24 protein-coding genes and 1 pseudogene are annotated in these 21,694 nt (G+C 60.7%); 11 read left to right on the top strand and 14 right to left on the bottom strand.

What is annotated here, in order from left to right:
* Positions 1-72: 72 nt before the first annotated feature.
* Together AYB31_RS22335 and AYB31_RS22330 are read right to left on the bottom strand one after the other, a co-directional pair.
* Positions 73-777 carry a methyl-accepting chemotaxis protein gene (locus AYB31_RS22335; protein ID WP_442961819.1) on the bottom strand — a complete coding sequence of 235 codons (705 nt, stop codon included), beginning with the start codon at positions 775-777 and terminating at the stop codon, positions 73-75.
* Between the two features lie 150 nt (positions 778-927).
* Positions 928-1,134 (bottom strand): annotated as a pseudogene (locus AYB31_RS22330) (HAMP domain-containing protein); the annotation flags it as partial.
* Positions 1,135-2,277: 1,143 nt separating this feature from the next.
* Here AYB31_RS22330 and AYB31_RS13535 point away from each other — a divergent pair.
* The gene (locus AYB31_RS13535) at positions 2,278-3,171 is read left to right on the top strand and encodes an ROK family protein (protein ID WP_082805306.1); all 894 of its coding nucleotides are present in this window, start codon (positions 2,278-2,280) and stop codon (positions 3,169-3,171) included.
* Positions 3,172-3,191: 20 nt separating this feature from the next.
* Here the strand turns inward: AYB31_RS13535 and ampE are convergent, their stop codons facing one another.
* From ampE to AYB31_RS13520, 3 genes are all read right to left on the bottom strand, one after another.
* Positions 3,192-4,013 carry a regulatory signaling modulator protein AmpE gene (gene ampE / locus AYB31_RS13530; protein WP_068829211.1) on the bottom strand — a complete coding sequence of 274 codons (822 nt, stop codon included), beginning with the start codon at positions 4,011-4,013 and terminating at the stop codon, positions 3,192-3,194.
* Entirely contained in the window at positions 4,010-4,573 is a 564-nt protein-coding gene (gene ampD / locus AYB31_RS13525) for a 1,6-anhydro-N-acetylmuramyl-L-alanine amidase AmpD (protein ID WP_068829210.1), read from the bottom strand. Before ampD ends, ampE begins: the two co-directional genes overlap by 4 nt.
* 93 nt (positions 4,574-4,666) lie before the next feature.
* Positions 4,667-6,994 (bottom strand): DUF1631 domain-containing protein, encoded by a 2,328-nt coding sequence (locus tag AYB31_RS13520; RefSeq protein WP_068829209.1) that lies wholly within the window; start codon positions 6,992-6,994, stop codon positions 4,667-4,669.
* 312 nt (positions 6,995-7,306) lie between these two features.
* Between AYB31_RS13520 and nadC the strand changes: the two genes are divergently transcribed.
* A complete protein-coding gene (nadC, locus tag AYB31_RS13515; RefSeq protein ID WP_068829208.1) occupies positions 7,307-8,155 on the top strand; it encodes a carboxylating nicotinate-nucleotide diphosphorylase in 849 nt (282 codons plus the stop codon).
* Between the two features lie 162 nt (positions 8,156-8,317).
* Here nadC and AYB31_RS13510 read toward each other — a convergent pair whose 3' ends face one another.
* The 5 genes from AYB31_RS13510 to AYB31_RS22175 form a co-directional block, all read right to left on the bottom strand.
* On the bottom strand, positions 8,318-9,175 hold the full coding sequence (locus tag AYB31_RS13510; protein WP_236715555.1) for an ABC transporter ATP-binding protein: 858 nt from the start codon (positions 9,173-9,175) through the stop codon (positions 8,318-8,320).
* Positions 9,176-9,231: 56 nt separating this feature from the next.
* On the bottom strand, positions 9,232-10,065 hold the full coding sequence (locus AYB31_RS13505) for a hypothetical protein (RefSeq protein ID WP_068829206.1): 834 nt from the start codon (positions 10,063-10,065) through the stop codon (positions 9,232-9,234).
* A 1-nt stretch (position 10,066) separates the two neighbouring features.
* Positions 10,067-10,885 (bottom strand): hypothetical protein, encoded by an 819-nt coding sequence (locus AYB31_RS13500; protein ID WP_236715554.1) that lies wholly within the window; start codon positions 10,883-10,885, stop codon positions 10,067-10,069.
* Between the two features lie 281 nt (positions 10,886-11,166).
* Positions 11,167-11,640, bottom strand: coding sequence for a hypothetical protein (locus AYB31_RS21520; RefSeq protein ID WP_153020711.1), 474 nt, complete (start codon positions 11,638-11,640; stop codon positions 11,167-11,169).
* Between the two features lie 18 nt (positions 11,641-11,658).
* Positions 11,659-11,844 carry a type IV pilin protein gene (locus tag AYB31_RS22175; RefSeq protein WP_068829205.1) on the bottom strand — a complete coding sequence of 62 codons (186 nt, stop codon included), beginning with the start codon at positions 11,842-11,844 and terminating at the stop codon, positions 11,659-11,661.
* 231 nt (positions 11,845-12,075) lie between these two features.
* Here AYB31_RS22175 and pilB point away from each other — a divergent pair, with 231 nt between their 5' ends.
* Genes pilB through yacG form a run of 5 tightly spaced genes read left to right on the top strand, consistent with a single transcriptional unit; the run spans position 12,076 to position 16,672 of the window.
* Positions 12,076-13,779: a type IV-A pilus assembly ATPase PilB gene (pilB, locus tag AYB31_RS13490; RefSeq protein WP_068829204.1), complete on the top strand. Its 1,704-nt coding sequence runs from the start codon at positions 12,076-12,078 to the stop codon at positions 13,777-13,779.
* Between the two features lie 3 nt (positions 13,780-13,782).
* Positions 13,783-15,003, top strand: coding sequence for a type II secretion system F family protein (locus AYB31_RS13485; protein ID WP_068829203.1), 1,221 nt, complete (start codon positions 13,783-13,785; stop codon positions 15,001-15,003).
* A 2-nt stretch (positions 15,004-15,005) separates the two neighbouring features.
* Positions 15,006-15,872 carry a prepilin peptidase gene (locus AYB31_RS13480; RefSeq protein ID WP_068829202.1) on the top strand — a complete coding sequence of 289 codons (867 nt, stop codon included), beginning with the start codon at positions 15,006-15,008 and terminating at the stop codon, positions 15,870-15,872.
* The gene (gene coaE / locus AYB31_RS13475) at positions 15,873-16,484 is read left to right on the top strand and encodes a dephospho-CoA kinase (protein WP_068829201.1); all 612 of its coding nucleotides are present in this window, start codon (positions 15,873-15,875) and stop codon (positions 16,482-16,484) included.
* A complete protein-coding gene (yacG, locus tag AYB31_RS13470) occupies positions 16,481-16,672 on the top strand; it encodes a DNA gyrase inhibitor YacG (protein WP_068829200.1) in 192 nt (63 codons plus the stop codon). The genes coaE and yacG overlap by 4 nt, the downstream gene beginning before the upstream one ends.
* A 251-nt stretch (positions 16,673-16,923) precedes the next feature.
* Here yacG and AYB31_RS13465 read toward each other — a convergent pair whose 3' ends face one another.
* The 4 genes from AYB31_RS13465 to AYB31_RS13450 form a co-directional block, all read right to left on the bottom strand.
* Complete coding sequence (locus AYB31_RS13465) at positions 16,924-17,139, bottom strand: hypothetical protein (protein WP_068829199.1); 216 nt, start codon at positions 17,137-17,139, stop codon at positions 16,924-16,926.
* 102 nt (positions 17,140-17,241) lie between these two features.
* On the bottom strand, positions 17,242-17,922 hold the full coding sequence (locus tag AYB31_RS13460) for an energy-coupling factor ABC transporter permease (protein ID WP_068829198.1): 681 nt from the start codon (positions 17,920-17,922) through the stop codon (positions 17,242-17,244).
* Positions 17,919-18,395: an FAD/FMN-containing dehydrogenase gene (locus tag AYB31_RS13455; protein ID WP_068829197.1), complete on the bottom strand. Its 477-nt coding sequence runs from the start codon at positions 18,393-18,395 to the stop codon at positions 17,919-17,921. The genes AYB31_RS13460 and AYB31_RS13455 overlap by 4 nt, the downstream gene beginning before the upstream one ends.
* Positions 18,395-18,814: a GNAT family N-acetyltransferase gene (locus tag AYB31_RS13450; RefSeq protein WP_068829196.1), complete on the bottom strand. Its 420-nt coding sequence runs from the start codon at positions 18,812-18,814 to the stop codon at positions 18,395-18,397. The genes AYB31_RS13455 and AYB31_RS13450 overlap by 1 nt, the downstream gene beginning before the upstream one ends.
* 93 nt (positions 18,815-18,907) lie before the next feature.
* Between AYB31_RS13450 and AYB31_RS13445 the strand changes: the two genes are divergently transcribed.
* From AYB31_RS13445 to AYB31_RS13430, 4 genes are read left to right on the top strand one after another with little or no spacing between them, the layout of a single operon-like run.
* On the top strand, positions 18,908-19,534 hold the full coding sequence (locus AYB31_RS13445) for a DUF1780 domain-containing protein (protein WP_068829195.1): 627 nt from the start codon (positions 18,908-18,910) through the stop codon (positions 19,532-19,534).
* Positions 19,531-20,013: an MOSC domain-containing protein gene (locus AYB31_RS13440; RefSeq protein WP_068829194.1), complete on the top strand. Its 483-nt coding sequence runs from the start codon at positions 19,531-19,533 to the stop codon at positions 20,011-20,013. The genes AYB31_RS13445 and AYB31_RS13440 overlap by 4 nt, the downstream gene beginning before the upstream one ends.
* A gap of 40 nt (positions 20,014-20,053) precedes the next feature.
* Positions 20,054-20,227, top strand: a complete 174-nt coding sequence (locus tag AYB31_RS13435) for a DUF3094 domain-containing protein (protein WP_068829193.1) — start codon at positions 20,054-20,056, stop codon at positions 20,225-20,227.
* Between the two features lie 60 nt (positions 20,228-20,287).
* Positions 20,288-21,586 (top strand): NAD(P)/FAD-dependent oxidoreductase, encoded by a 1,299-nt coding sequence (locus AYB31_RS13430; protein WP_068829192.1) that lies wholly within the window; start codon positions 20,288-20,290, stop codon positions 21,584-21,586.
* Positions 21,587-21,694 lie beyond the last annotated feature (108 nt).

Below are 21,694 nucleotides of genomic sequence, written 5' to 3'. Positions count from 1 at the left end.
AGAGCAGTCAAGCCGTTCCGATCACCATAAAAAAGCCCGCCGATTGGCGGGCTCTTTTGTTGCATCGGCAGATCAGACCCGGAACGCGCTGATCAGCTCCTTCAAACGCGCCACCTGATCAGACAGCTGGCGGCTGGCCTGCTCGGTCTGCACGGCCCCTTCGGCGGTGCGCTCACCGGCCTGATTGATCTCGACGATGTTCATGTCGATATCGTGGGCGACGGCGGTCTGCTGCTCGGCGGCGGCGGCGATCTGCTGGTTCTGGTCGACGATCATGCCGACCGCACCGAGGATATTCTCCAGCGCCTGCTGCACCTGAGCCGATTGGCTGACCGTGCTCTCGACCATCTGGTGGCTGCCGTTCATGGCGGTCACCGTAGCGCCCACACCGCTCTGCAGCCGACCGATCATCTGCTCGATCTCTTCCGTGGACTGATGAGTACGCTTGGCCAGATTGCGCACCTCGTCGGCCACCACGGCAAAGCCGCGGCCCTGCTCGCCGGCGCGCGCCGCCTCGATGGCGGCGTTGAGTGCCAGCAGGTTGGTCTGCCCGGCGATCCCCTTGATCACCTCCAGCACCTGACTGATCGAAGCGCTGTCGCTGGCCAACTGGTTGATCACGCTCACCGACTGGTCGATCTCGTTGGCCAGGCGCTGGATGCTGCCGACCTGCGACTCGACCATGGCGCGGCCGTTGACGGTTTCCTCATTGACGCTCTGCGCGCTGCCGACTGCGGCGGCGGCGCTGCGCGCCACCTCCTGAGCAGTGGCGGACATCTCGTTCATCGCCGTGGCGACCTGCTCGATCTGCCCGCGCTGGGCGCTGACCGCCTGGCTGCTCTCGCCGGACACCAGTTCCACGCGATCGGCCTGACGCTCCACCTCGACGACGGTCTTGCCGACCAGATCGATCAGGTCGCGGATCTTGGCCACTGTCCCGTTGAACACCTGGCCCAGTTCGCCCAGCTCATCCTTGCTGCGGACATTGACGCTCACCGTCATGTCGCCACCGGCAACCTGCCCCAGGGTCTTGCCGAAGCCCTTAAGCGTGGTGCGGGTGGAAACATAGAAGCCGCCATACAGGTAGCCGATCAGCAGGAACACCAGCAGCAGGGCCACCACCAGCAGCACCATCTGCACCCGCTTCTGCTCCAGGCGCTGGCTCAGCTCCTGGTCGAGAAAGCCCAGCACCGCCGCATTGAGCTCATAGGTCTTGTCGATGGACTGAGTGAAGCCATCGAAGAAACCCCGCCAGGGCGCATCCAGGCTGTCGGACATGAGCAACTGTTCTTCGAGCACCGAACTGCTCTCGGTCAGGCTGTTGCGGCTGGCCTCGGCCAGTTGCGCCAGGCTGCTCTGCGCCTGCGCATTACCCTGCAGTGCACTCTGCAGCTTGAAACCGTACTCGGCATGCAGCTTCTCCATGTCCAGCATCATGTCGTCGAGCTTGGTGCTGTCGGCGGAGCCGAGGATGCCCTGGCCGAGGGAATAGGAACCGAGAGCACGGCCCTCGCTGAGCACCTTGGTCACCGGCAGGGTGACATTGGTCATCAGCTCGACCAGCTGCCGCACAGTCAGCTCGCTGTCCTGGCTGAGGCCGGACTGGCTGGCAACGAACTTGATGAACACCTCGGCATTGTCCAGCGCCTTGACCACCAGGCCCGCCTTGCTGCGCAGCGAGCTTTCCGCCTGCACGGCTGCCAGGGCGTTCTTGATGGCATCACGCTGGGTGTTGAATTCCTCGATCTTCTGGGCGTCACTGCTCTGCGACTCGAGGCCGGCCAGGGTTGCCCCGACGCTAGACTCCAGTTCGCCGATCTGCGCGGCAAGCTGCTCGGCCTGCCCGGACTGACCGAGCACCGCATTGATCTGATAGAGGTCGTTGAGCCGCTCCAGCTGCTGACGCATCTTCATGCTGGTGCCCAGTACATTCAGGCTGCCCAGCTCGGTACGCGTATCGGTGAAGGCGTCGTAAGACTCCTTTACCAGGTAGTAGTTGGTGACCAACATCGGCAGGAAGAACAACACGCTGATCAGGCTGAACTTCATGCCGAAGCTCAGGCGGTTCATCAGCGCGATGGCAGGGTACAACACGCTATTCACTAGACGTCTCCTGTTGCCATTATTGTTTTATGCCAGCCGGGAGCGGGCTGATCTATTGAACGGCAAGGTAGCGATATTCTGGATTCCAGCGGAAATGGCCATTGGCCAGACACCATCCCCGGACGGCCATGTATACCGGATATCGACCTCAGCCTCTGTAACTTAAGGTAAATGATGCGCTTGCCATTTCGCTTCGGTATTGATCTGGGTGGCACCAAGACTGAGATCGTCGCCCTCGAAGGTGCCGACGAGCGGTTAAGGGAACGTCTGCCCACCCCACAAGGCGACTATCCCGCCACCCTGGAAACCATAGCTCGTCTGGTGCAAAGCGCCGAGCGCCAGCTGGGGGCTTCCGGCAGCGTGGGTGTGGGCATTCCCGGCACCCGCTCGCCGGACCATGGGCGGATCAAGAACGCCAACTCCACCTGCCTGATCGGCCAGGACCTGCAAGGTGATCTGGAAACCTTGCTGCAACGGCCTGTACGCCTGGCCAACGACGCCGACTGCTTCGCCCTGTCCGAGGCCAGCGATGGCGCCGCGGCCGGTGCCGCCAGCGTGTTCGGGGTCATTCTCGGCACCGGCGTCGGGGGCGGCATCGTCATCCACGGCCGCCTGCTGGCAGGGCCCAATGCCGTCGCCGGCGAATGGGGGCACAACCCGCTGCCCTGGCGCAGCGCCGCCGACGGACCGACGCGGCGCTGCTACTGTGGCCTGGACGATTGCATCGAAACCTTTCTCAGCGGCCCTGGCTGGGCGGCACGCAGCAATCTGGGGCTGAATGCCGCCCAGCTGGCACTCGCCGCGGCTAACGGCGACAGCGCCGCCAGTCAGGCCCTGCAGCGCTATTGCGAACAGCTGGCGCGCGCCCTGGCCTCGGTGATCAACGTCATTGACCCGCACGTGATAGTGCTGGGTGGCGGGCTGTCGAACATGCCGCAGCTCTACGAGCAGGTGCCGGCGCTGCTGGTTCGCCACGTGTTCTCGGATCGGGTCAACACCCGCATCGTCCGCGCCCGCCACGGTGACTCCAGCGGCGTACGCGGGGCGGCCTGGCTCTGGCCAGAGTAATCCCAGGCGCGACGCTGCCCTTACAGCAGCAAAATCCACACGGCGAAGGCCGCATACCAGAGCACCGCAGCGCGAATCAGCAGCTGCCAGAGCTCGTCCAGGGTACTCACCCCCGGCTCGCCCGGTTGCGGCTCGGGCAACTCGCTGGCCGCCCGCCCCGCGTTGGCGACCAGCTGCGCTGCGGAAATATCCCAGGCCAGCAGATCATGCAGCACCACTCGGCTGACGGCGGCAAAGTTACCCACCAAGGCGAAACTGGCGGCCAGTACCCTTACCGGCAGCCAATCCATGGCATGGCGCAGCTGCGCGGCGCGTTCGGCCACGCCGGGCTGGGCAGCGTGCTCGGCGCTCAGGGCGAGCAGACGGTAGGCCAACGCCGGCAACGGACCGAGCAACGCATACCAGAAGATCACCGCGAAGAAGCCCTGGTAGGCCTGCCACAGCTGGTAATCCTGCACACGTTGCAGCAACTCGGCCTCGCCATCGGCCTCGACGCCCAGATCGCGCTCGGCTACATGCAACGCCGCCTGATCGTCACCACGGCGCCAGGCATCACGGAAAGGCCCCAGAGCCACCAGCACATCGCCACGCCCCAGGCTGTAGACCAACACCAGCAAATGCACCGGTAGAATCAGCAAGCCGTAGGCCAAGGGCTTGAGCACCAGCAATAGCAGGCCGAGCAGTACCACCGGCAACAGCACCGCCAGCAATAGCGCCGGCCAGGGAGCATGGCTCTCTGTGCGCGCCAGCCACTGCAACCAGGGGCCATCGCGCTGGATACGCCGCCGGCCGGACGAGAACTTCTCCACCCACAGCGCCAGCAACAGCACCAGAAAATTCATATCCCACTCTCCTCATGCTGCAGAGCCACGCGCAAGCGTGCCCAGTCAAAACAGGGGCCGGGGTCGGTCTTGCGCCCCGGCGCGATATCGCTGTGGCCGCAGATGCGCTCGACGCTCATCTGAGGATAGGCATGCAACAGGCGCTGCGTCAGTTCGCCCAGAGCCTGATACTGGGCATCGGTGAACGGCAGCTCGTCAGTGCCCTCCAGCTCGATACCGATGGAGAAGTCGTTGCAGTTCTCCCGCCCGGCATAGAGCGATTGCCCGGCATGCCAGGCGCGGTGGTTACAGGAAACGAACTGGGTAACGGCGCCGTCGCGCTCGATCAGAAAATGCGCGGACACCGTCAGCTGAGCGATCCCCTCGAAATAGGGGTGTTCATGCGCCGGCAGGCGGTTCTGGAAGAACTGCTGCACCTTGCCCGTGCCGAACTGGCCCGGCGGCAGGCTGATGTTGTGGATGACCAGCAGGGAAACTTCGCCCTGCGGCCGCTCGTTGAAGTTGGGCGACGGGCAGTGACGCACGCCGTCACACCAACCACTATCGGGGTCCAGCTGCATAGAGGCTCCTCGAAAACTGGCGCCACTCTAGCAGCCCGCCAGGCGGAAACAAAAACGCCCGGCACTGGGCCGGGCGTCGTGGGCAGGCGGTGATCAGGTGCCCTTGAGCTTGCGCAGGTTGCCGATCACCGACTCCAGGGCGCGGTCGAACAGCAGCGCGTCGTCCAACAGACGGATGGCGCCACGGCGGAACTCCACGGCCAGGCCCATGCGCGTCTTCTCCATGACCTTCATGCCGGTACGGTTGACGAAGATGAACTTGCCGGTGGGCTTGATGATGGCCGCCAGCTTGCCGCGTAACTTGTGTTCTTCGTCCTCCTGGATTTCCACCCAGCTACCGACACGTAGGCTATCGACGTTCTGCAGCGCCTCATCGTCGTCCGGCAGGTTGACCTCGGGCTCCTGCGGGCGCGTTTCGCCCGGCGCCAGCAGCACGATTTCCTCGACCACTTCGACCATGGCCGGCGCCTCGGCGGGCGCATCCAGTTCGACCGGCGGCAACTCCAGCAGCGGGCCGACGCCCAACTCCACCAGCCTGTCCTCAACTTCCTGCTCGACAGGCTCAGCAGTAGATTCTGCCTCGGCCATCTCACGCTTGAAGCGCTGGAACGCCTGCACATGCACGGCCTCCAGCTTGCTGAAGAATTCACTAGTGACGAAGGGGTCGATCGCCGCACTGGCCAGTCCATCACGCAGCGACTTGAGCAGGCTGGGCACCAGCTCCAGCAGGCGCAGGCGATCTTCCGCCGACTCGTGCAGCTCGACGCTCCAGATCAGGTCATCCATCACCACCAGCGCCGCCAGCCATTCTGCAGACTCGGCGCCATGCTTGAGGCTGGTCAGCTGCAGCACCTTGCTCCAGCCTTCCTGCAACAGACGCACGACCACTTCCGGCAGGGTCCGCCCGAGAAGACGTTCGTTCAACGCCTGCTCGACCTGCTGACGCGCCATTTCGGCCTTGGCACGACCTTCTTCGGCGTCACGGGTACGTTGCTCAAGCAGCTCGCTGCGACGCTTCTCGTCGCCGGTGAAAGCAATGAACTCGGCCAACACATCGGAGAAAATCGCCGGGTCATCGGTGAAATCATTGAGCAGCCGCTGTACCACCTGCTCGATACGCTGATACAGGGCATCGCGCTGCTCGTCGCCCTGGGCACTCCAGCCGAGCGCCGCGGTAGCGATCTCGTTGAGCAGGCGCCGCGCAGGGTGGCTGCCGCGACTGAAGAAGGTCTTGTCCAGCACCGCGACCTTGAGCATGGGAATCTGCAGGCGGCCAATCAGGGCCTTGAGCGAGTCCGGCAGGGTGCGGTCATCGAGAATGAACTCGAACAGCATGGCGACCAGGTTGATCACATCCTCGTCGACTTCACCCACCACCCGCGCCTTGCCGCTCTTGGCGCTGGCCCGGGACAGCAGGTTTTCCAGCTGATTGCGCAGGTCGAAATCATCGACCACCTGGCTCGCCGGCAGCCGCTGCTGCATGTGCGAGAGCAGGCGCATCAGGTCATTGCTGGAAATCGGCAGTGCGTCAGCGGGCACCTCTCGACGCGGCAATACCGATGTGCCGCGCACCTGGGACAGCAACTCCTGCAATGCGCCGAAGACTTCCTGCACGCCCTCGTCGGCGTAGCCAGCAGCCTCGGCCGCCGACGCACCGGCAGCTTCTTCCCGCGCCTCGCGACTGGCGGACGCCGAACGCCCAGGCTGGCGCCGAGCCGGCGGCGCAGACTTGAGTTCGGGCAGCACGCCAGCTTCGACCAGCTGCTGGTTGGCCGCAGCGTACAACTCGCCCAGGTCGGTCAGAACATATTTTTCGAACAGTTTGAGAATGATCAGCTTGACGCGGATTTCCACGCCCAGCCCTTCGCAGGCTTCGAGGAACTGCTCACAGAGCACTCGCGGCCCGAGCGGATTGGTCTTGTCCTCAAGCTTCTTGCTGATCATCGCGTTGAGGCGGGTGGTCAGATGCCCCAGCGACACGCCATCGCGGCTGATAACACGGGAGACCATGGCATCGAGAGCGACCGACTCTTCCAGCACATCGTCCTGTACCAGCGACAGGCTCTCGAACGAAACGCCCTCCACCTGAGGTGCGGGACGCCCAATTTCATACTGGTTGAGGGTGTTGAAGCTCTCGAAGACCTTCTGCAGGAAGCCACGCTCGATAGTCTTACGCTTCAGGCGCAGGTCACGCATTGCTTCGAAAAAGGCATTCTGCTCGGCATTGCTGGCAGCACGATCCGCCATCTCGAAGAGGGTATCGTCCGCATTATCGAACAGCCCCTGTAGAGCCTGCTTGAGCTGCTGGGCAGCCTTGTCGCGTACCTGGATCAGGGCCACGGGAAGCCTTCCTGCCGGCGAAGTTGGCGAATGTTCGGGAGCGACCTTGTTCAGGTGCACCACGTTCGCGTCGGTCTTCATTACGAGTCTCCCTCAGGCCGTCCAGTCGGTACAGGCCTGCAAAACGATCAGCTGGGCGTTATCCGTAACGTCAGAGGCATGGCGTCAAAGTTTATGGCCAAACTTATTATAGGGGGAGGCGCATCATGACCAAGCCCCCCCTGTCGCAGACATGACCCAGATCACAGAGCAGAGAGACAGAAGCTACGAACGGTCGCTTGCAGGCGACCAACACTCCATAGGGTCTAGCAGAAAGGCCTGACGCCTACCTGCCACACCTGCACCAATCGTCGGCAATCCCTATAATCGCGCCACCTGATTGCGGAGGCTGCCATGCCCAACCTGACTCTCGCCGATCTCGGCGCCGAAATCGAAGCCAATGTACGCGCAGCCCTGCGCGAGGATATCGGCAGCGGCGACATCACTGCCCAGCTGATTCCAGCCGAACGCCTAGCTCATGCGACCGTGATCACCCGCGAAAGTGCCGTGATCTGCGGCACCGCCTGGGTCGACACAGTGTTTCGTCAGCTCGATCCTAGGGTCGCCGTGCACTGGGAAGTCGCCGATGGTGACCGGGTAGCCGCCAATCAAGCCCTGTTCCATCTCGAAGGCCCCGCCCGCGCCCTGCTCAGCGGCGAGCGCGCCGCGCTGAACTTCCTACAGACCCTGTCCGCCGTCGCCACCCGCTGCCGTCACCTCGCCGACCTGGTCGAAGGCACCGGCGTCAAACTACTCGACACCCGCAAGACCCTGCCCGGCCTACGCCTGGCGCAGAAATACGCCGTCACCCAGGGCGGCTGCCACAACCACCGCATCGGCCTCTACGACGCCTTCCTGATCAAGGAAAACCACATCGCTGCCTGCGGCGGTATCGCCCAGACCATTAGCGCCGCCCACGGCATCGCTCCCGGCAAGCCGGTAGAAATCGAAGTGGAAAGCCTGGATGAACTTCGCGAAGCCCTGGAGGCCGGCGCCGATATCGTCATGCTCGACGAACTGAGCTTGGAAGACATGCGCACCGCAGTAGCGCTGAACGCTGGCCGCGCCAAGCTGGAAGCGTCTGGTGGTATCAACGAAAGCACTCTGCGCACTATTGCCGAAACCGGTGTGGACTACATTTCAATTGGGAGTCTGACCAAGGACGTCAAAGCCATCGACCTGTCGATGCGTCTGAGTCTGTAGTTGCAGCCCCCCAGAAATGAAGAGCCCCGCAATACGCAGGGCTCTTTTGCTGACAGCGCAGTAGTCGAGCCTGCGACCTGCATATTTCCGATGTAGCGCTCGGCCTACTAAACCACACTAACATCGCCAGCCATTCTTCCAAATCTGTCGCCCAGGCGACGCTCAGGCACCAACTTCAGGCTTGCGCACCGAATCTTCGAGAATCTTGAAGAACACCGTTTCTAGGGAGACCGCCGGCTTCACCGTGAGGATATGACCGCCCGCCATATTCAGACGCGTGACGAACTCCGGCAGCTGCGCCTGAGCGACCTCTAGCTCGAATTCACCCTCACGCAAGCGCTTTGCCTGTGCCGCAAAGCCTTCTGCAGCATTGAAACGCACCAGTAGGGTATCCGCCCGCTCAGCTGCCAGCTCGCGCGGCGAACGCACGGTCAGCAGCTCGCCCTTATTGATAAAGCCAAAGCGGTCGGCGATGCGCTCGACATCGTGCAGCACATGGGAGGTGAAGAAGATGGCGCCGCCCTGCTGCTTGTATTCGTTGAGGATCTCCACAACGTCCTTGCGCCCGACGGGGTCGAGGCCAGACAGAGGCTCATCGAGGATCAGCAGCTTCGGCTGTACGACCATGGCATGAGCTAAAGCAACTCGCTGCACATTTCCCTTGGACAGCTCTCGAATCTTGCGCTTGGCATTTTCTGCAACAGAGAAACGCTCCAACCACTGCATGCAGCGGGCATCAGCATCTTTTTGCCTAAACCCGTACATGTTCAATGCAACACGCAAGACCTCTAGCGGAGTGAACTGCTCGTATAGAGCAGGAGACTCGGGCACATAAGCAACGCCCTCGCGAGCCCTGGGGATACGCGAGGAAACACCATAGAGTTTTACCTCACCGGAGTAATCGCTGATTAGATCAAGCATGACCTTGATAGTGGTCGACTTGCCCGCTCCATTAGGACCGACAAAACCAAACACCTCGCCCTCAGCCACACGAAGATTAACCTCGCGCAATGCTTGCACCGACCTCCCCTTCGAGTGGAAAGTCTGATTAACACCGCTAAACTCCAACGCCGCACTCAAGGCAGCTCCTCCATCCCGGCTATCTTGATTTTTTTAAGAATGATCTGCCCGTCACGCAACTCATAACCAAGCCTGAGCGGGTCCTCCGGAATGGAGGACAGCAACCCCGACTCGACCAACTGTTCCAGCCTGACCAACGGCCCACTCTTTGACTCAAAACTTCGCTGCGCTTCTCGCAGGCTAATCAACCCCTGCAGTCGCACAACACGCATATCGAGCATTTCACGTAACTTAGGGTCGTGCGCACCATCACGCTGCTGACTTAAATAGTTCAGAGCTAACTGCTCATCCGCAAAGGTCTTGGCCTGTAGCACCACTGCCAACTTACGAAGGCCTGCCGCATTCTCCGCAGAACGCTGCGCACCGATCTCAAGCATGCGCTGCGCCTCAGGAATATCCCGCTGAAAGAAGGCTAAATTGACGCCATAGAAAAAAGCCGGAACGAAATCCCATGAGCGACACCGAACCGCAGCACGCAGCACCTGATTACCCTCACTAACCGCCCCCCCCCAAGAGAGCAGCCCATTGGCCATGTAATAATTATCCTCGTGACAGGCATTTAGCTGCGCAACAACTTGCTGGGCTCGCACCAGATAGCCTGTGTCCGTTTGGCCATATTGCATACCCGTAGCAGCCAATCGCATAGTCTCTAAGTTAGCCGCGAGAAAGCGATCTCCACCATAAAGCGCTAATAGGACAGGCGCCGTTATCACTACCCTATCCTGAGGCGGAGGCTGACGATCCAACTGGAGATCCCGGGAGCGCCACAAAGACATGCCGGCAAATACAGAGAAAGCCAGCAAAGCGATAAACAATGGAGGAATGCGCATACTAGGAAAAACGCTTACGCTGCAGTGCCCAAATAGCGATTGCCACCAGCACGACCGCATACATCAAGCAGGAAAGCAGCAACCCAGGCCAATCCGCAGGAAGGAACTGCATTTGGCCATACAACGCCACCATACGCACATCAAGCGCACCAAGATCCGGCAGCAGATAACCCAATACACCAAGACTCGAGCGATATCCCTGAGCGTTGTCCACCAACCAGGAGTCACGACCGAGCAGCGCAATAATGGCTGCAAAAGAACGCGCCACCAACATAAAGCCGAACGTACCAATTAGTACAAAACTAGGAGTAGATGCAACCACTGCCAACAAACAAGCCAGCGCAGTCAGCACCAACAGATCAGCTCCAACAAAACCCACCGTGATCAGATAGCGATAGTCCAAAGAGACCGGCGTGCCTTGTGCATATCCTTGAGCAACCCCCTCGACCAAAAGCGCCAACACCAGCGCCATCGCTACCAAAAGCCCAACCACCAAAACAACGACGGCAAGCAGACGGCCAATCAACAAATTCTTCCGAGCACGCGGATAAGTCAGAGAGCTTAAAAAATAGCGGCGATCAAACTCGCGGGAGAGCAGCTCCTGCACCATCAGAACCAGCACCAACGGCAACAGCAGACGCATCACCGAAAGGCCAACGTCCATTGCAACTGTGGCAGGCTGACGGGCACTGAACTCAGCAGCAAGCAGTACAGCCAAAGCCAAAACTGATACGGAGCACCCAGTCAAAAACAAGTAACGGGCACGCTGCGCCAAGCGGATGCCAACTAAAAAATCAGGAAAACACGACATATTAGCCATCAAAATAGTATTCAATGCGCAAAAAGTTATTAAAAAACAACACGAACCAGATCACCAAAACGCGAATCAAACCACCCCAAGCGAGAGCCAAACAACACAAACACTTAATTAACCCCATGAACCAACAGCGAGCAACCCCTAAACACTAAGCAAGCACTAATTTCAATTTACGCTCACCATCCACATCAACCCTCATTTTGTATTATTTGCACATCTCATATATCGCGCAAAATAAAAATCGCCCAGCAAAGCCAGGCGATTTTAACAACGCACTCAGACCCTTATTGGAAGCCGTCGATCCCAGGAAGGGTACTGTCAGAGCAACGGCCATCCAGTGCTTGCTCAGTCATTACACCACCGGCACTGGAGGTGAAAAATGCCTTATAACTTGGGATAGGAGACTGCGCACCAGCATCTGCCAAGGTCTGGTCACAGCCAGCCGCAAACGTAACTTCTCCAGTTGCAGTACCGGTATCATCAAGGACAGGAATAGCCTGGCACAATACACCAGTACGACTTCCACCCTCATGGCAGGCAGCCACCTTGATCAGGTTTTCAGCTTCATCACACTCAAACCCCCCGTGCACCCTAGACGAGACGCCCAACGTGATATCACGGGAAAGAAGAGGGCACACACCAGCGTTCGTGCCAGTAACTTGTTCATTACCGGTAAATGTTGTAACCGCAGCAAACGCAGCGCCAGACATGACACCCAGCCCCAGAGCCACACAAGTGGCAATAACTTGCTTCTTCATATTTGATCTCCCGTTCTATTAGATCATGTCCGCAGACATGACAGTAATCATATTCTTGGTGTCCGCCTTGGCAGCCGAGTCGTTCGCTTTGGCGCGATACTCGTTGAACTGAGGAATGGCAATGGCTGCCAGAATACCGATGATCGCAACTACGATCATCAACTCAATCAGGGTGAAACCTTTTTGCTTCTTGAGCGCTTTCATGGATGAACTCCTGTGTGGTTAAGGTCAGCGACCTTGAGATAACTTAGCAGGCTTCATGCCAACACCGGGAACAACCCACCATGGCCTCCTACAGCCAGCCCCCCCAAAGAACATCACCACATACCGACAATAACTGACCTTTTGCGTCACCCCATGGACGCATGCTTGGGAAGCACCTCAAATTGGGCTATAAGTGGCCGATCATCTTCTCTAGCACGACTTATCTCTCACATGAGCAATACACCCATCCTCACCGGACTAGCACGCCAACTAGTCGCCGCCGAATTGCTTGATGAGAAGACTGCCTCGGCAGCCCAAGCCCAAGCCCTGCGCAACCAGATTCCATTGGTGTCCTATCTGGTACAGAACAAGATTGCCAGCAGCCGCAGCATTCTTGAGGTTGCATCCGATCAGTTTGGCCTACCCTATTTCGACCTGAACACAATCGATAAGGAAAGCCAGCCCCGCGACGCCATCACCGAGAAGCTCTGCCGCCAACATCGCGTACTTCCCCTGTACAAACGGGGCAACAAGCTTTACGTAGCCGTCTCCGACCCCACCAATCATCAAGCAATCACAGATGTCCAGTTCAGTACCGGCCTGAGCACCGAGGCGGTACTGGTAGAAGACGACAAGCTTGGAGACGCCATCGAAAAACTGTTCGATTCTGGCGCGAGTGGCATGGAGGACTTGGCCGATGTCGACCTCGATGGCCTGGATGTGGAGGCTGTTGATGAAGACGGAGATGATAAAGGCCCCGGAGGCGACGCAGACGACGCCCCCGTAGTGCGCTTCGTCAACAAAATGCTGCTGGATGCCATCAAAGGCGGCTCATCCGACCTGCACTTCGAGCCCTATGAGAAAGCCTATCGCGTGCGTTTCCGTACGGACGGCGTATTGCACGAGGTTGCCCGCCCCCCCATCCAACTGGCCAGCCGCATCGGCGCCCGCCTCAAAGTCATGGCCGCATTGGATATCTCCGAGCGCCGCAAGCCTCAGGATGGCCGGATCAAGATGAAGATATCCAAGACCAAAGCCATCGACTTCCGTGTCAACACCCTGCCCACCCTTTGGGGTGAGAAGATCGTTATGCGGATTCTCGACCCCAGCAGCGCCCAGATGGGCATCGACGCGCTGGGCTATGAAGAAGACCAGAAAGAGTTGTACATGACTGCCCTCAAGCAGCCACAGGGCATGATCCTGGTCACCGGTCCTACTGGCTCAGGCAAGACAGTTTCGCTTTATACCGGCCTGAATATTCTCAATACGGTCGACGTAAATATCTCTACAGCCGAAGATCCGGTAGAGATCAATCTGGAAGGCATCAATCAGGTCAACGTCAACCCTAAGCAGGGCATGGATTTCACTCAGGCCCTGCGCGCCTTCCTACGCCAAGATCCGGACATCATCATGGTGGGCGAGATTCGCGACCTGGACACAGCCTCTATCGCCGTAAAGGCAGCACAGACCGGGCATATGGTGATGTCCACCCTGCACACCAATAGCGCTGCCGAGACCCTCACCCGCTTACGCAACATGGGCGTTCCCTCTTTCAACATCGCCACCTCGGTAAACCTGATCATTGCCCAGCGCCTGGCGCGTAAGCTCTGCAGTACCTGCAAAAGGGAAGTCGAGATTCCTCGCGAGGCACTGCTCAAGGAAGGCTTCCCGGAAAACAAGATAGGCACCTTCAAGATCTATGGCCCGGTTGGTTGCGACAACTGCAAGGGCGGGTATAAAGGCAGACTCGGTATTTATGAAGTGGTTAAAAACACGCCGGCCCTGCAGCGGATTATCATGGAAGAAGGCAACTCCATTGATATCTCCGCGCAGATGCGCAAAGACGGCTTCAATGATCTGCGAACCTCGGGCCTGGTTAAAGTCATGCAAGGCGTGACTAGCCTCGAGGAAGTCAACCGCGTGACCAAGGACTAATCCATGGCGGAAAAAGCGCTCAAAACCAGCACATTCGTCTGGGAAGGCAAAGATAAAAGAGGCGCGACGATCAAGGGCAAACTGAACGGGCAATCGCCCGCCCTGGTCAAGGCACAGCTGCGCAAGCAGGGCATCAACCCGATCAAAGTCCGTAAAGAGACTGTTTCAATCCTGGGCAAGGGCAAGAAAATCAAGCCCATGGACATCGCCCTGTTTACCCGCCAGATGGCGACCATGATGAAGGCGGGCGTGCCACTACTGCAGTCCTTCGACATTATCGGCGAAGGCGTTGAGAACCCGAACATGCGCACCTTGGTAGACGAGGTCAAGCAAGACGTTGCTGCAGGTAACAGTTTTGCCAGCGCCCTGCGCAAACGCCCACTCTATTTCGATGACCTTTATTGCAACCTGGTTGAATCAGGCGAGCAGTCCGGCGCCTTGGAAAGCCTGCTTGATCGTGTTGCGACCTACAAGGAAAAAACCGAGGCCCTCAAAGCCAAGATCAAAAAGGCCATGACCTACCCGATTGCCGTCATAGTTGTTGCGTTTATTGTGACGGCAATTCTGCTCATAAAAGTAGTCCCGCAATTTGAGGATGTCTTTGCAGGTTTCGGCGCCGAGCTCCCTGCTTTCACGCAAATGGTAGTCAACCTCTCACGCTGGATTCAGGAGTGGTGGTGGCTGGTCATCGCGGCATTGTTTGCAGCCGCCTTTTCCTTCCAGAACACCTACAAGCGCTCTGAAAAGTTTCGCGACTGGATGGATCGAACCCTGCTCAAGACTCCCATCGTCGGCGACATCATGTACAAGGCTGTAGTTGCACGCTATGCGCGCACGCTGGCTACCACATTCGCCGCAGGCGTACCACTGGTTGACGCATTGGACTCGGTCGCAGGCGCCACCGGCAATGTGGTCTTCCGCAATGCAGTACACCGCATCAAGCAGGACGTATCTTCCGGCGTACAGCTGAACTTCGCCATGCGCACAACCGATGTTTTTCCATCCATGGCCATACAGATGACAGCCATTGGCGAAGAGTCCGGCTCCTTGGATGAAATGCTCGACAAGGTGGCCTCATTCTATGAAGCCGAAGTCGATAACGCCGTAGACAACCTGACCACGCTCATGGAGCCCATGATCATGGCAGTACTGGGCGTGCTTGTAGGTGGTCTTATCATTGCGATGTACCTGCCAATCTTCACCCTCGGCTCGGTAGTAGGCTGACGATGCCACTTGACTTCATGGCCGGTAATTTGCCGGCCTTTATTTTGTCTGCAGCTCTGCTCGGCCTCTTGATCGGCAGCTTCCTCAACGTAGTCATCTACCGCCTACCGATCATGATGCAGCGTGACTGGCGCCAGCAGGCCCGGGAGATTCTCGATCTACCGGAAGAACCCCAGCAAGCCACCTTCAACCTCATCCTGCCCAACTCCTGCTGCCCGCACTGCCAGCACCAGATCAAACCCTGGGAAAACATTCCAGTCATCAGCTACCTGTGCCTGCGCGGCAAATGCTCCAGCTGCAAGGCGCTAATCAGCTTGCGCTACCCGCTGATAGAGCTGACCTGTGGCTTGCTCTCGGGTTATATCGCCTACCACTTCGGCGTTGGCTGGCAGGCGGCGGGGATGCTGGTGCTGACCTGGGGCCTGCTGGCGATGAGCATGATCGATTGCGATCACCAGCTGCTGCCGGATTCCCTGGTGCTGCCACTGCTCTGGCTGGGACTGATCGCCAACCATTTCGGCCTGTTCGCCAGTCTGGAGGATGCCCTGTGGGGCGCCATCGCCGGCTACCTGAGCCTGTGGTCGGTGTACTGGTTGTTCAAGCTGGTGACCGGCAAGGAGGGCATGGGCTATGGCGACTTCAAGCTGCTGGCCATGCTCGGCGCCTGGGGTGGCTGGCAAATTCTGCCACTGACCATTCTGCTGTCATCGCTGGTCGGCGCCGTGCTCGGTGTGATCATGCTGCGCCTGCGTAATCAGGAAACCAGCACGCCCATCCCCTTCGGCCCCTATCTGGCAATTGCCGGCTGGATTGCGCTGCTCTGGGGTGATCAAATAACCGGAGCCTATTTGCAATTTGCCCGGTTTTAAATGAGCACACCCTGGATACTCGGCCTTACAGGCGGCATCGGTAGCGGCAAGAGTGCCGCTGCCCAGCACTTCATCGACCTCGGCGTACACCTGGTGGACGCCGATCACGCCGCCCGCTGGGTGGTAGAGCCGGGGCGTCCGGCGCTGACGAAAATTGTCGAGCGCTTCGGTGCCCAGGTACTGCAGCCTGACGGCACCCTAGACCGCGCCGCCCTGCGCCAGCAGGTGTTCCAGGACGAAGCCCAGCGGCGCTGGCTAGAGGGCCTGCTGCACCCGCTGATCTTCGCGGAAATCGATCAGTACCTGGCCCAAGCTGACTCGCCTTACGCCATTCTGGTATCGCCACTATTGGTGGAGTCCGGCCAGCACCGCATGACACAGCGAGTTCTGGTAGTCGACGCCCCCGAACAGCTGCAAGTGCAGCGCAGCATGGTTCGCGACGGCAGCTCCGAGGAGCAGATCCGCGCCATCCTCAAGGCCCAGTCCAGTCGCAACGAGCGCCTGCGCCACGCCCACGATGTACTGGTCAATGATCGCGATCTGGCCTGGCTGAAACAGGAAGTCGAACGCCTACACCATTTCTATCTGACCCTGAGCGGAGGCCAAGCATGACCAGCATGGTGGAATGCCCAACCTGCGGCGCCCCTGTCGAGTGGGGCCCACAGAGCCCCAACCGGCCCTTCTGCAGCGAACGCTGCAAACTGATCGACCTCGGAGCCTGGGCCTCCGAAGCCCACGCCATCCCCGGCGACAATCTGGAAGACTCTCCCTTCTCCGACGAGTTGCCACGGGAGCATTGAGCGCCCCATCGAGTGGAGCGAATGGGCAGCACTCCGCTTTAGCCGCGATAGTGCAGCCAAGGGTTAGCCTGCATCGCGGCTGAAGCCGCTCCCACAAATAGCAGCCCCCTGGCACCGAGCAACACGCCTGCCGAACTAGCCAGGAGCGGCTTTATCCGCGATGGCAGAACCAAGACCGCGCCGCGCATCCGGGTCGCGGCCAAGGCCTCTCCTACAGATGACCTCGACAGCGAGCGGCACCCGCCGTCAGCTCACGGACGCATAAAGGCGTAGTCGCGTTCCGGGTCCAGATTGTCGGCCAGGAATGCCAGCTCCTGAGCCAGATCGGCCGCATCACGCCCCTGACGGTTCAGCTCGACAACCTGGCTGAGCAGCGCCCGCAGGCACATTGTCTCGTCCAGCCCCCGCTCTTGCCCCTGCTGCATGCAGCGCTCAAGTTCCTGCCGCGCCCACTGGTGCACACTCATGTTCCGCCTCCTCTATGAGCCCTGAGCATGCCGCGGACGCGGCGCTACGACTTGATCTGCATCAGGCTCAGCGGCGCTATATGCGGCACTGATACCCGAGTATCAGTCATCGTCCTTCCATGGCGCCGACAGGTAGCGGCTACGGTTGAAGGTCTCCAGCCAGTCCGGATAGAACACCACCAAGCCGGTCACCAGCATCCCGTTGATAAAAGCCTCGGGAAACATCACCAGCCACAGATAACCGAGAAAATCCTCCAGCCAGGGCGGCATGACATACAACCCGTCGTGCCAGAGCAGAGCCAGGCCGCCGAGCAGGCAGGCCAGCGCGGTCAGCGCGGCCGGGAAGAAGCCGCAGAAGAAGATGTAGACGAACAGGTTGCGCGGCTGACGGCGCTCCACCTGGATGGCGCAAAACTCGGCAATAGCCACCGGCATCGCCACCAGCAGCAGACCGTTGACACCCAACGCCGCCAGATCCAGGCGCCCCAGCGCCAGCAAAGCGAGCTGTGCGGCACAACCCCCGAGTAGCGCCAAGGGCCAGTCCAGCAACAGAGTCACGGCCGTCATGCCGATGAAATGGAAGGACAACCCGGAAGCAAAGTCGCGGCGCACCAGCCACAACAGGAACAGCGCCAGCACCGTACCGAACAGCAGGTGCTGGCGGCGCTGATCGCTGCATAGCTCTACCCAGGGCGCTCGCCAGACAGCCCAGAGCAGCACCACTGCGTACAATCCCCAGCCCAAACCTAACGTGGCGGACGATAGCAGCTGCGCCGCAATCACTGGGCCGCCTCTTCCAGCGCCCGAGCCAATGCCTGAGCATCGCTGAACCTTCGCGTCGACTGCAGGTAACCGTCACGCAGCTCCAGCCACAGTACCTCGTCCTTTGCGCCCGGGTAGCGTGAAGCCACTCGCCCCTGATGATCGAGCAGCACACGAAATGGATAGTCGCGCATGGCCGGCACGGCGAACAGGCTCGCAATGAGGCTCGGCATGCCGCTGATGTCGGCCAGGTAGACTGCCGAACGACTCTCCAGATAACCCCGCGGCTGCCCCGCTAGAGCCTGCTCGACCAGCTTCGCGCCAGACATGCCACGCGCCACCAGCAACACGCGCAGCTCGTTATTCAGACTGTAGGCCTGATCGAACTGATCCAGCAGGGTCCAGGGCGCCAGCCGCTGCGGGCCTTCTTGGGCGCTCGCACCCAGCAACCAGACACTCAACAGGATCCCAAGCAATATCCGCCCTCTCGCCATTACACGCTCCTCGTCGAAAACACCTGGATATCCTCCCTCTCCGCCCAACCCGGCTGCCCCTGCCAGAAAGCCAAGGCATCAGGCCCTTCGCGCAGCACGAAAACATGAGCCTTGTTCACCCCTTGCTCCGCCAGACGGGCCAGTACCTGATCGAGCAACTGCCTGGCCAAACCACGCCCACGCCACGGAGCATCGACCACCAGATGCTGCAGGTAGCCGCGCCGACCGTCATGTCCCGCCAACAGGCATGCCGCTAACTGCCCCTGATCCTCCACCAGCAGGCTCAGGCCGGGATTGCGCGACAGGTAACGACAGAAAGGCGCGTAGGCATCCTCGGGACGAATGCAGATGCCGGGCGTACGCTGCCACAGTTTGAGCAGGGCGGCGTGATCGGTAGGCAGGACAGGACGAATCGACATGGTGGCTCCGACGACAAGCCAGGCGAGTCTACACCCACGCTCACCGCCGAGCAGCACGCCAGAGCCTGCGCCGTTCTGCGCTATGCTGCGTCCATGGACGATTCAGACTACCTGCGCCTGCTCACTCGCCAGGCCGAACAAGCCAACAACTTCCTCTCCAACGCCCGCAAGTGGGAGCGCGAGCGCTGGGTCTGCCAGCGCCTGCTGGATGCACTGAATCAGCCCTATCGCCTCGAAGACTTCGCCTCCGGCCAGGAGCCGCCGGACGTACTGTTCCGCGAGGCCAACTTCGAGGTGTTCTTCGTCCTCGACCAGGGCCGCCGCCTCAACGACGAGTGGCGCGAAGAGCTGCAACGCCGCCGCAGCGCGCTGTCCCTGAGCCAGCTGCTGCGCCGCGAACCCCGACCACGGCGCATTCCCCCCGCCGAACTGCAGGCGCGCCTGGCCCCGACCCTGCGCAAGAAGGCGCACAACTATGGCGAGCGCGGCATCGACCCGGGCGAGTTGGACCTGCTGGCCTACGTCAACCTCAAGCGCGAAACCCCCGACTTCAACGGCACCTTCCCGCCGCCCAGCGAGTTCCTGCGCCAGGGCTGGCGTTCGCTCTCGCTGATCGGCCCCAACTATGCCCGGGTGCTGTTCGCCCATGCCGATGCCCCCGCTTTCCTGCGCCGCAACCTTGGGCGAACCTTGTTGCTAGACGTGGGTATCAGCCTGTGAGCCCTTTGCAGCAACTGCTCGCCGAAGTGCCGCAGCAGGGCCGGGTGCGCTGGATCGGCGTGCGCCCGCTGGCGCGCGGCGAGATGCTGGAACTGGAGGCGGTGGAAGCTCGCCGCGAAGCAGGCCTGACTGGCGACCATGCCCGCCCGGGCCCGCGCAATGCCCGCCAGGTCACTCTGATCCAGTGGGAGCACCTGGCCGTGGTCGCCGCCCTGCTGCAGCGCGAAATCACCCCCGCCGACCTGCGCCGCAACATCGCCATCGCCGGTATTAACCTGTTCAGCCTCAAGGGCCGGCGCTTTCGCATCGGCCAGGCAGTGCTGGAAACCACTGGCTGGTGCCAGCCCTGCGCCCGCCTCGAGGAGCGCCTGGGCAGCGGCACCTTCCAGGCCATGCGCGGCCATGGCGGCATCACCGCCAGAGTGCTCGAGGGCGGCATCATCCGCCTGAACGATGAAGTCCGCGTTGAGCCGGCGTGACCGCCCCGTCTAGAATGACCCCACTTTCGAGAGGATCGCCATGCCCAGCCGCCTCAGCCCCGAAGACCAGCAACGCGTCGAGCAATATCTCAGCGCTCCGCAGCACCAGGTGCAACGCCAGCCGTTTCGCCCTTGGCGCCTGTTGCTAGTGGTGATCGGCCTGGTAATCGGCCTCGGCATTCTCTCCCGCCTGCTTGCCGGACTGGTGCTATGAGCTGCCTCGCGCTCGCCCAGCCGAGCCCACCGAATTCCTTAAGCCTTGTGAGATATCCCCATGACTCATCGCATCGTGATCGTCGGCGGCGGCGCCGGCGGCCTGGAGCTTGCCACCCGCCTGGGTAGAACCCTGGGTAAGCGCCAGCAGGCCAGCATCGTACTGGTCGACGCCAACCTCACGCATATCTGGAAGCCTCTGCTGCACGAGGTGGCCGCCGGCTCGTTAAACTCCTCCGAAGACGAGCTGAACTACGTGGCACAAGCGAAATGGAACCACTTCGAGTTCCAGCTAGGCCGCATGAGCGGCCTGGATCGCACCCGCAAGCAGATCCGCCTGGCCGCGACCCTGGACGAGGACGGCGGCGAGCTGCTGCCCGAGCGCGAACTGGCCTACGACAGCCTGGTGATTGCCGTCGGCAGTACCACCAACGACTTCGGTACAGCCGGCGCCGCCGAGCACTGCATCTTTCTCGATACGCGCGAGCAGGCCGAGCGCTTCCACCGGCAGATGCTCAGCCATTACCTGCGCGCGCACGCTGGCCGCAACGACGACAGCCGCATAAGCGTGGCGATTGTCGGTGCCGGCGCTACCGGCGTGGAACTCGCGGCAGAACTGCATCACGCCGCCCACGAACTGGCCGCCTACGGCCTCGACGGCATCCAGCCGCAGAACATGCGCATCACCCTGATCGAGGCCAGCCCACGGGTTCTGCCGGCACTGCCGGAGCGCATCAGCGCGCCGGTGCACAAAACCCTGGAAAAACTCGGCGTCACCGTGCTGACCGGCACCGCCGTCAGCCAGGTCACCGCCAGCGCGCTGCACACCGCCCAGGGCATGGAGATTCCCGCCAGCCTCAAGGTCTGGGCTGCCGGCATCCGCGCCCCGGCATTCCTCGGCCAGCTCGATGGCCTGGAGTGCAACCGCATCAATCAACTGCTGGTACGCCCGACCCTGCAGACCACGTTGGATGACGCGATTTTCGCCTTTGGCGACTGCGCCGCTTGCCCCCTCGGCGACGGTAGCGAACGCAGTGTGCCGCCACGCGCCCAGGCCGCACACCAGCAGGCCTCGTTGCTGGCCAAGTCGCTCAAGCGGCGCATCGACGGCCAGCCACTGGAGGCATTCCGCTACCGCGACTACGGCTCACTGATCTCGCTATCGCGCTTCTCGGCGGTCGGCAATCTGATGGGTAACCTGATGGGCAGCGTCAAACTGGAAGGCTGGCTGGCGCGGATGTTCTACGTGTCGCTGTACCGCATGCACCAGATGGCCCTGTACGGCGTACTGCGCACAACGCTGCTGATGCTCAGCGATCGCATTGGGCGCAGCACCGACCCGCGTCTGAAGCTGCATTGAGCCCCTGCATGCCGGCGCACGGTAAGCCCCCGTGCGCTGGCATGGCACATGCGCAAACACACATTTCAGGCACAACAAAAAGCCCGCACTAGGCGGGCTCTCTGTAGA

It is taken from the genome of Pseudomonas sp. BMS12, from assembly GCF_001592875.1.
In the GTDB taxonomy this organism is placed as follows: Bacteria; Pseudomonadota; Gammaproteobacteria; order Pseudomonadales; family Pseudomonadaceae; genus Aquipseudomonas.
The sequence above is the reverse complement of the archived record's forward strand: the minus strand, read 5'-3'. Positions and strand labels throughout refer to the sequence as shown.

Bases quoted from the DNA above. Each gene is read 5' to 3' on its own strand.
- AYB31_RS13450 (WP_068829196.1), bottom strand. From the start codon at position 18,814: ATGTCGATTCGTCCTGTCCTGCCTACCGATCACGCCGCCCTGCTCAAA.
- coaE (WP_068829201.1), top strand. From the start codon at position 15,873: ATGAGCACACCCTGGATACTCGGCCTTACAGGCGGCATCGGTAGCGGC.
- AYB31_RS13520 (WP_068829209.1), bottom strand. From the start codon at position 6,994: ATGAAGACCGACGCGAACGTGGTGCACCTGAACAAGGTCGCTCCCGAA.
- AYB31_RS22335 (WP_442961819.1), bottom strand. From the start codon at position 777: ATGTCCGCCACTGCTCAGGAGGTGGCGCGCAGCGCCGCCGCCGCAGTC.
- AYB31_RS21520 (WP_153020711.1), bottom strand. From the start codon at position 11,640: ATGAAGAAGCAAGTTATTGCCACTTGTGTGGCTCTGGGGCTGGGTGTC.
- yacG (WP_068829200.1), top strand. From the start codon at position 16,481: ATGACCAGCATGGTGGAATGCCCAACCTGCGGCGCCCCTGTCGAGTGG.
- AYB31_RS13445 (WP_068829195.1), top strand. From the start codon at position 18,908: ATGGACGATTCAGACTACCTGCGCCTGCTCACTCGCCAGGCCGAACAA.
- AYB31_RS13505 (WP_068829206.1), bottom strand. From the start codon at position 10,065: ATGCGCATTCCTCCATTGTTTATCGCTTTGCTGGCTTTCTCTGTATTT.
- AYB31_RS13455 (WP_068829197.1), bottom strand. From the start codon at position 18,395: ATGGCGAGAGGGCGGATATTGCTTGGGATCCTGTTGAGTGTCTGGTTG.
- AYB31_RS13435 (WP_068829193.1), top strand. From the start codon at position 20,054: ATGCCCAGCCGCCTCAGCCCCGAAGACCAGCAACGCGTCGAGCAATAT.
- ampD (WP_068829210.1), bottom strand. From the start codon at position 4,573: ATGCAGCTGGACCCCGATAGTGGTTGGTGTGACGGCGTGCGTCACTGC.
- AYB31_RS13485 (WP_068829203.1), top strand. From the start codon at position 13,783: ATGGCGGAAAAAGCGCTCAAAACCAGCACATTCGTCTGGGAAGGCAAA.
- AYB31_RS13430 (WP_068829192.1), top strand. From the start codon at position 20,288: ATGACTCATCGCATCGTGATCGTCGGCGGCGGCGCCGGCGGCCTGGAG.
- ampE (WP_068829211.1), bottom strand. From the start codon at position 4,013: ATGAATTTTCTGGTGCTGTTGCTGGCGCTGTGGGTGGAGAAGTTCTCG.
- nadC (WP_068829208.1), top strand. From the start codon at position 7,307: ATGCCCAACCTGACTCTCGCCGATCTCGGCGCCGAAATCGAAGCCAAT.
- AYB31_RS13535 (WP_082805306.1), top strand. From the start codon at position 2,278: ATGCGCTTGCCATTTCGCTTCGGTATTGATCTGGGTGGCACCAAGACT.
- AYB31_RS22175 (WP_068829205.1), bottom strand. From the start codon at position 11,844: ATGAAAGCGCTCAAGAAGCAAAAAGGTTTCACCCTGATTGAGTTGATG.
- AYB31_RS13480 (WP_068829202.1), top strand. From the start codon at position 15,006: ATGCCACTTGACTTCATGGCCGGTAATTTGCCGGCCTTTATTTTGTCT.
- AYB31_RS13500 (WP_236715554.1), bottom strand. From the start codon at position 10,885: ATGGCTAATATGTCGTGTTTTCCTGATTTTTTAGTTGGCATCCGCTTG.
- AYB31_RS13465 (WP_068829199.1), bottom strand. From the start codon at position 17,139: ATGAGTGTGCACCAGTGGGCGCGGCAGGAACTTGAGCGCTGCATGCAG.
- pilB (WP_068829204.1), top strand. From the start codon at position 12,076: ATGAGCAATACACCCATCCTCACCGGACTAGCACGCCAACTAGTCGCC.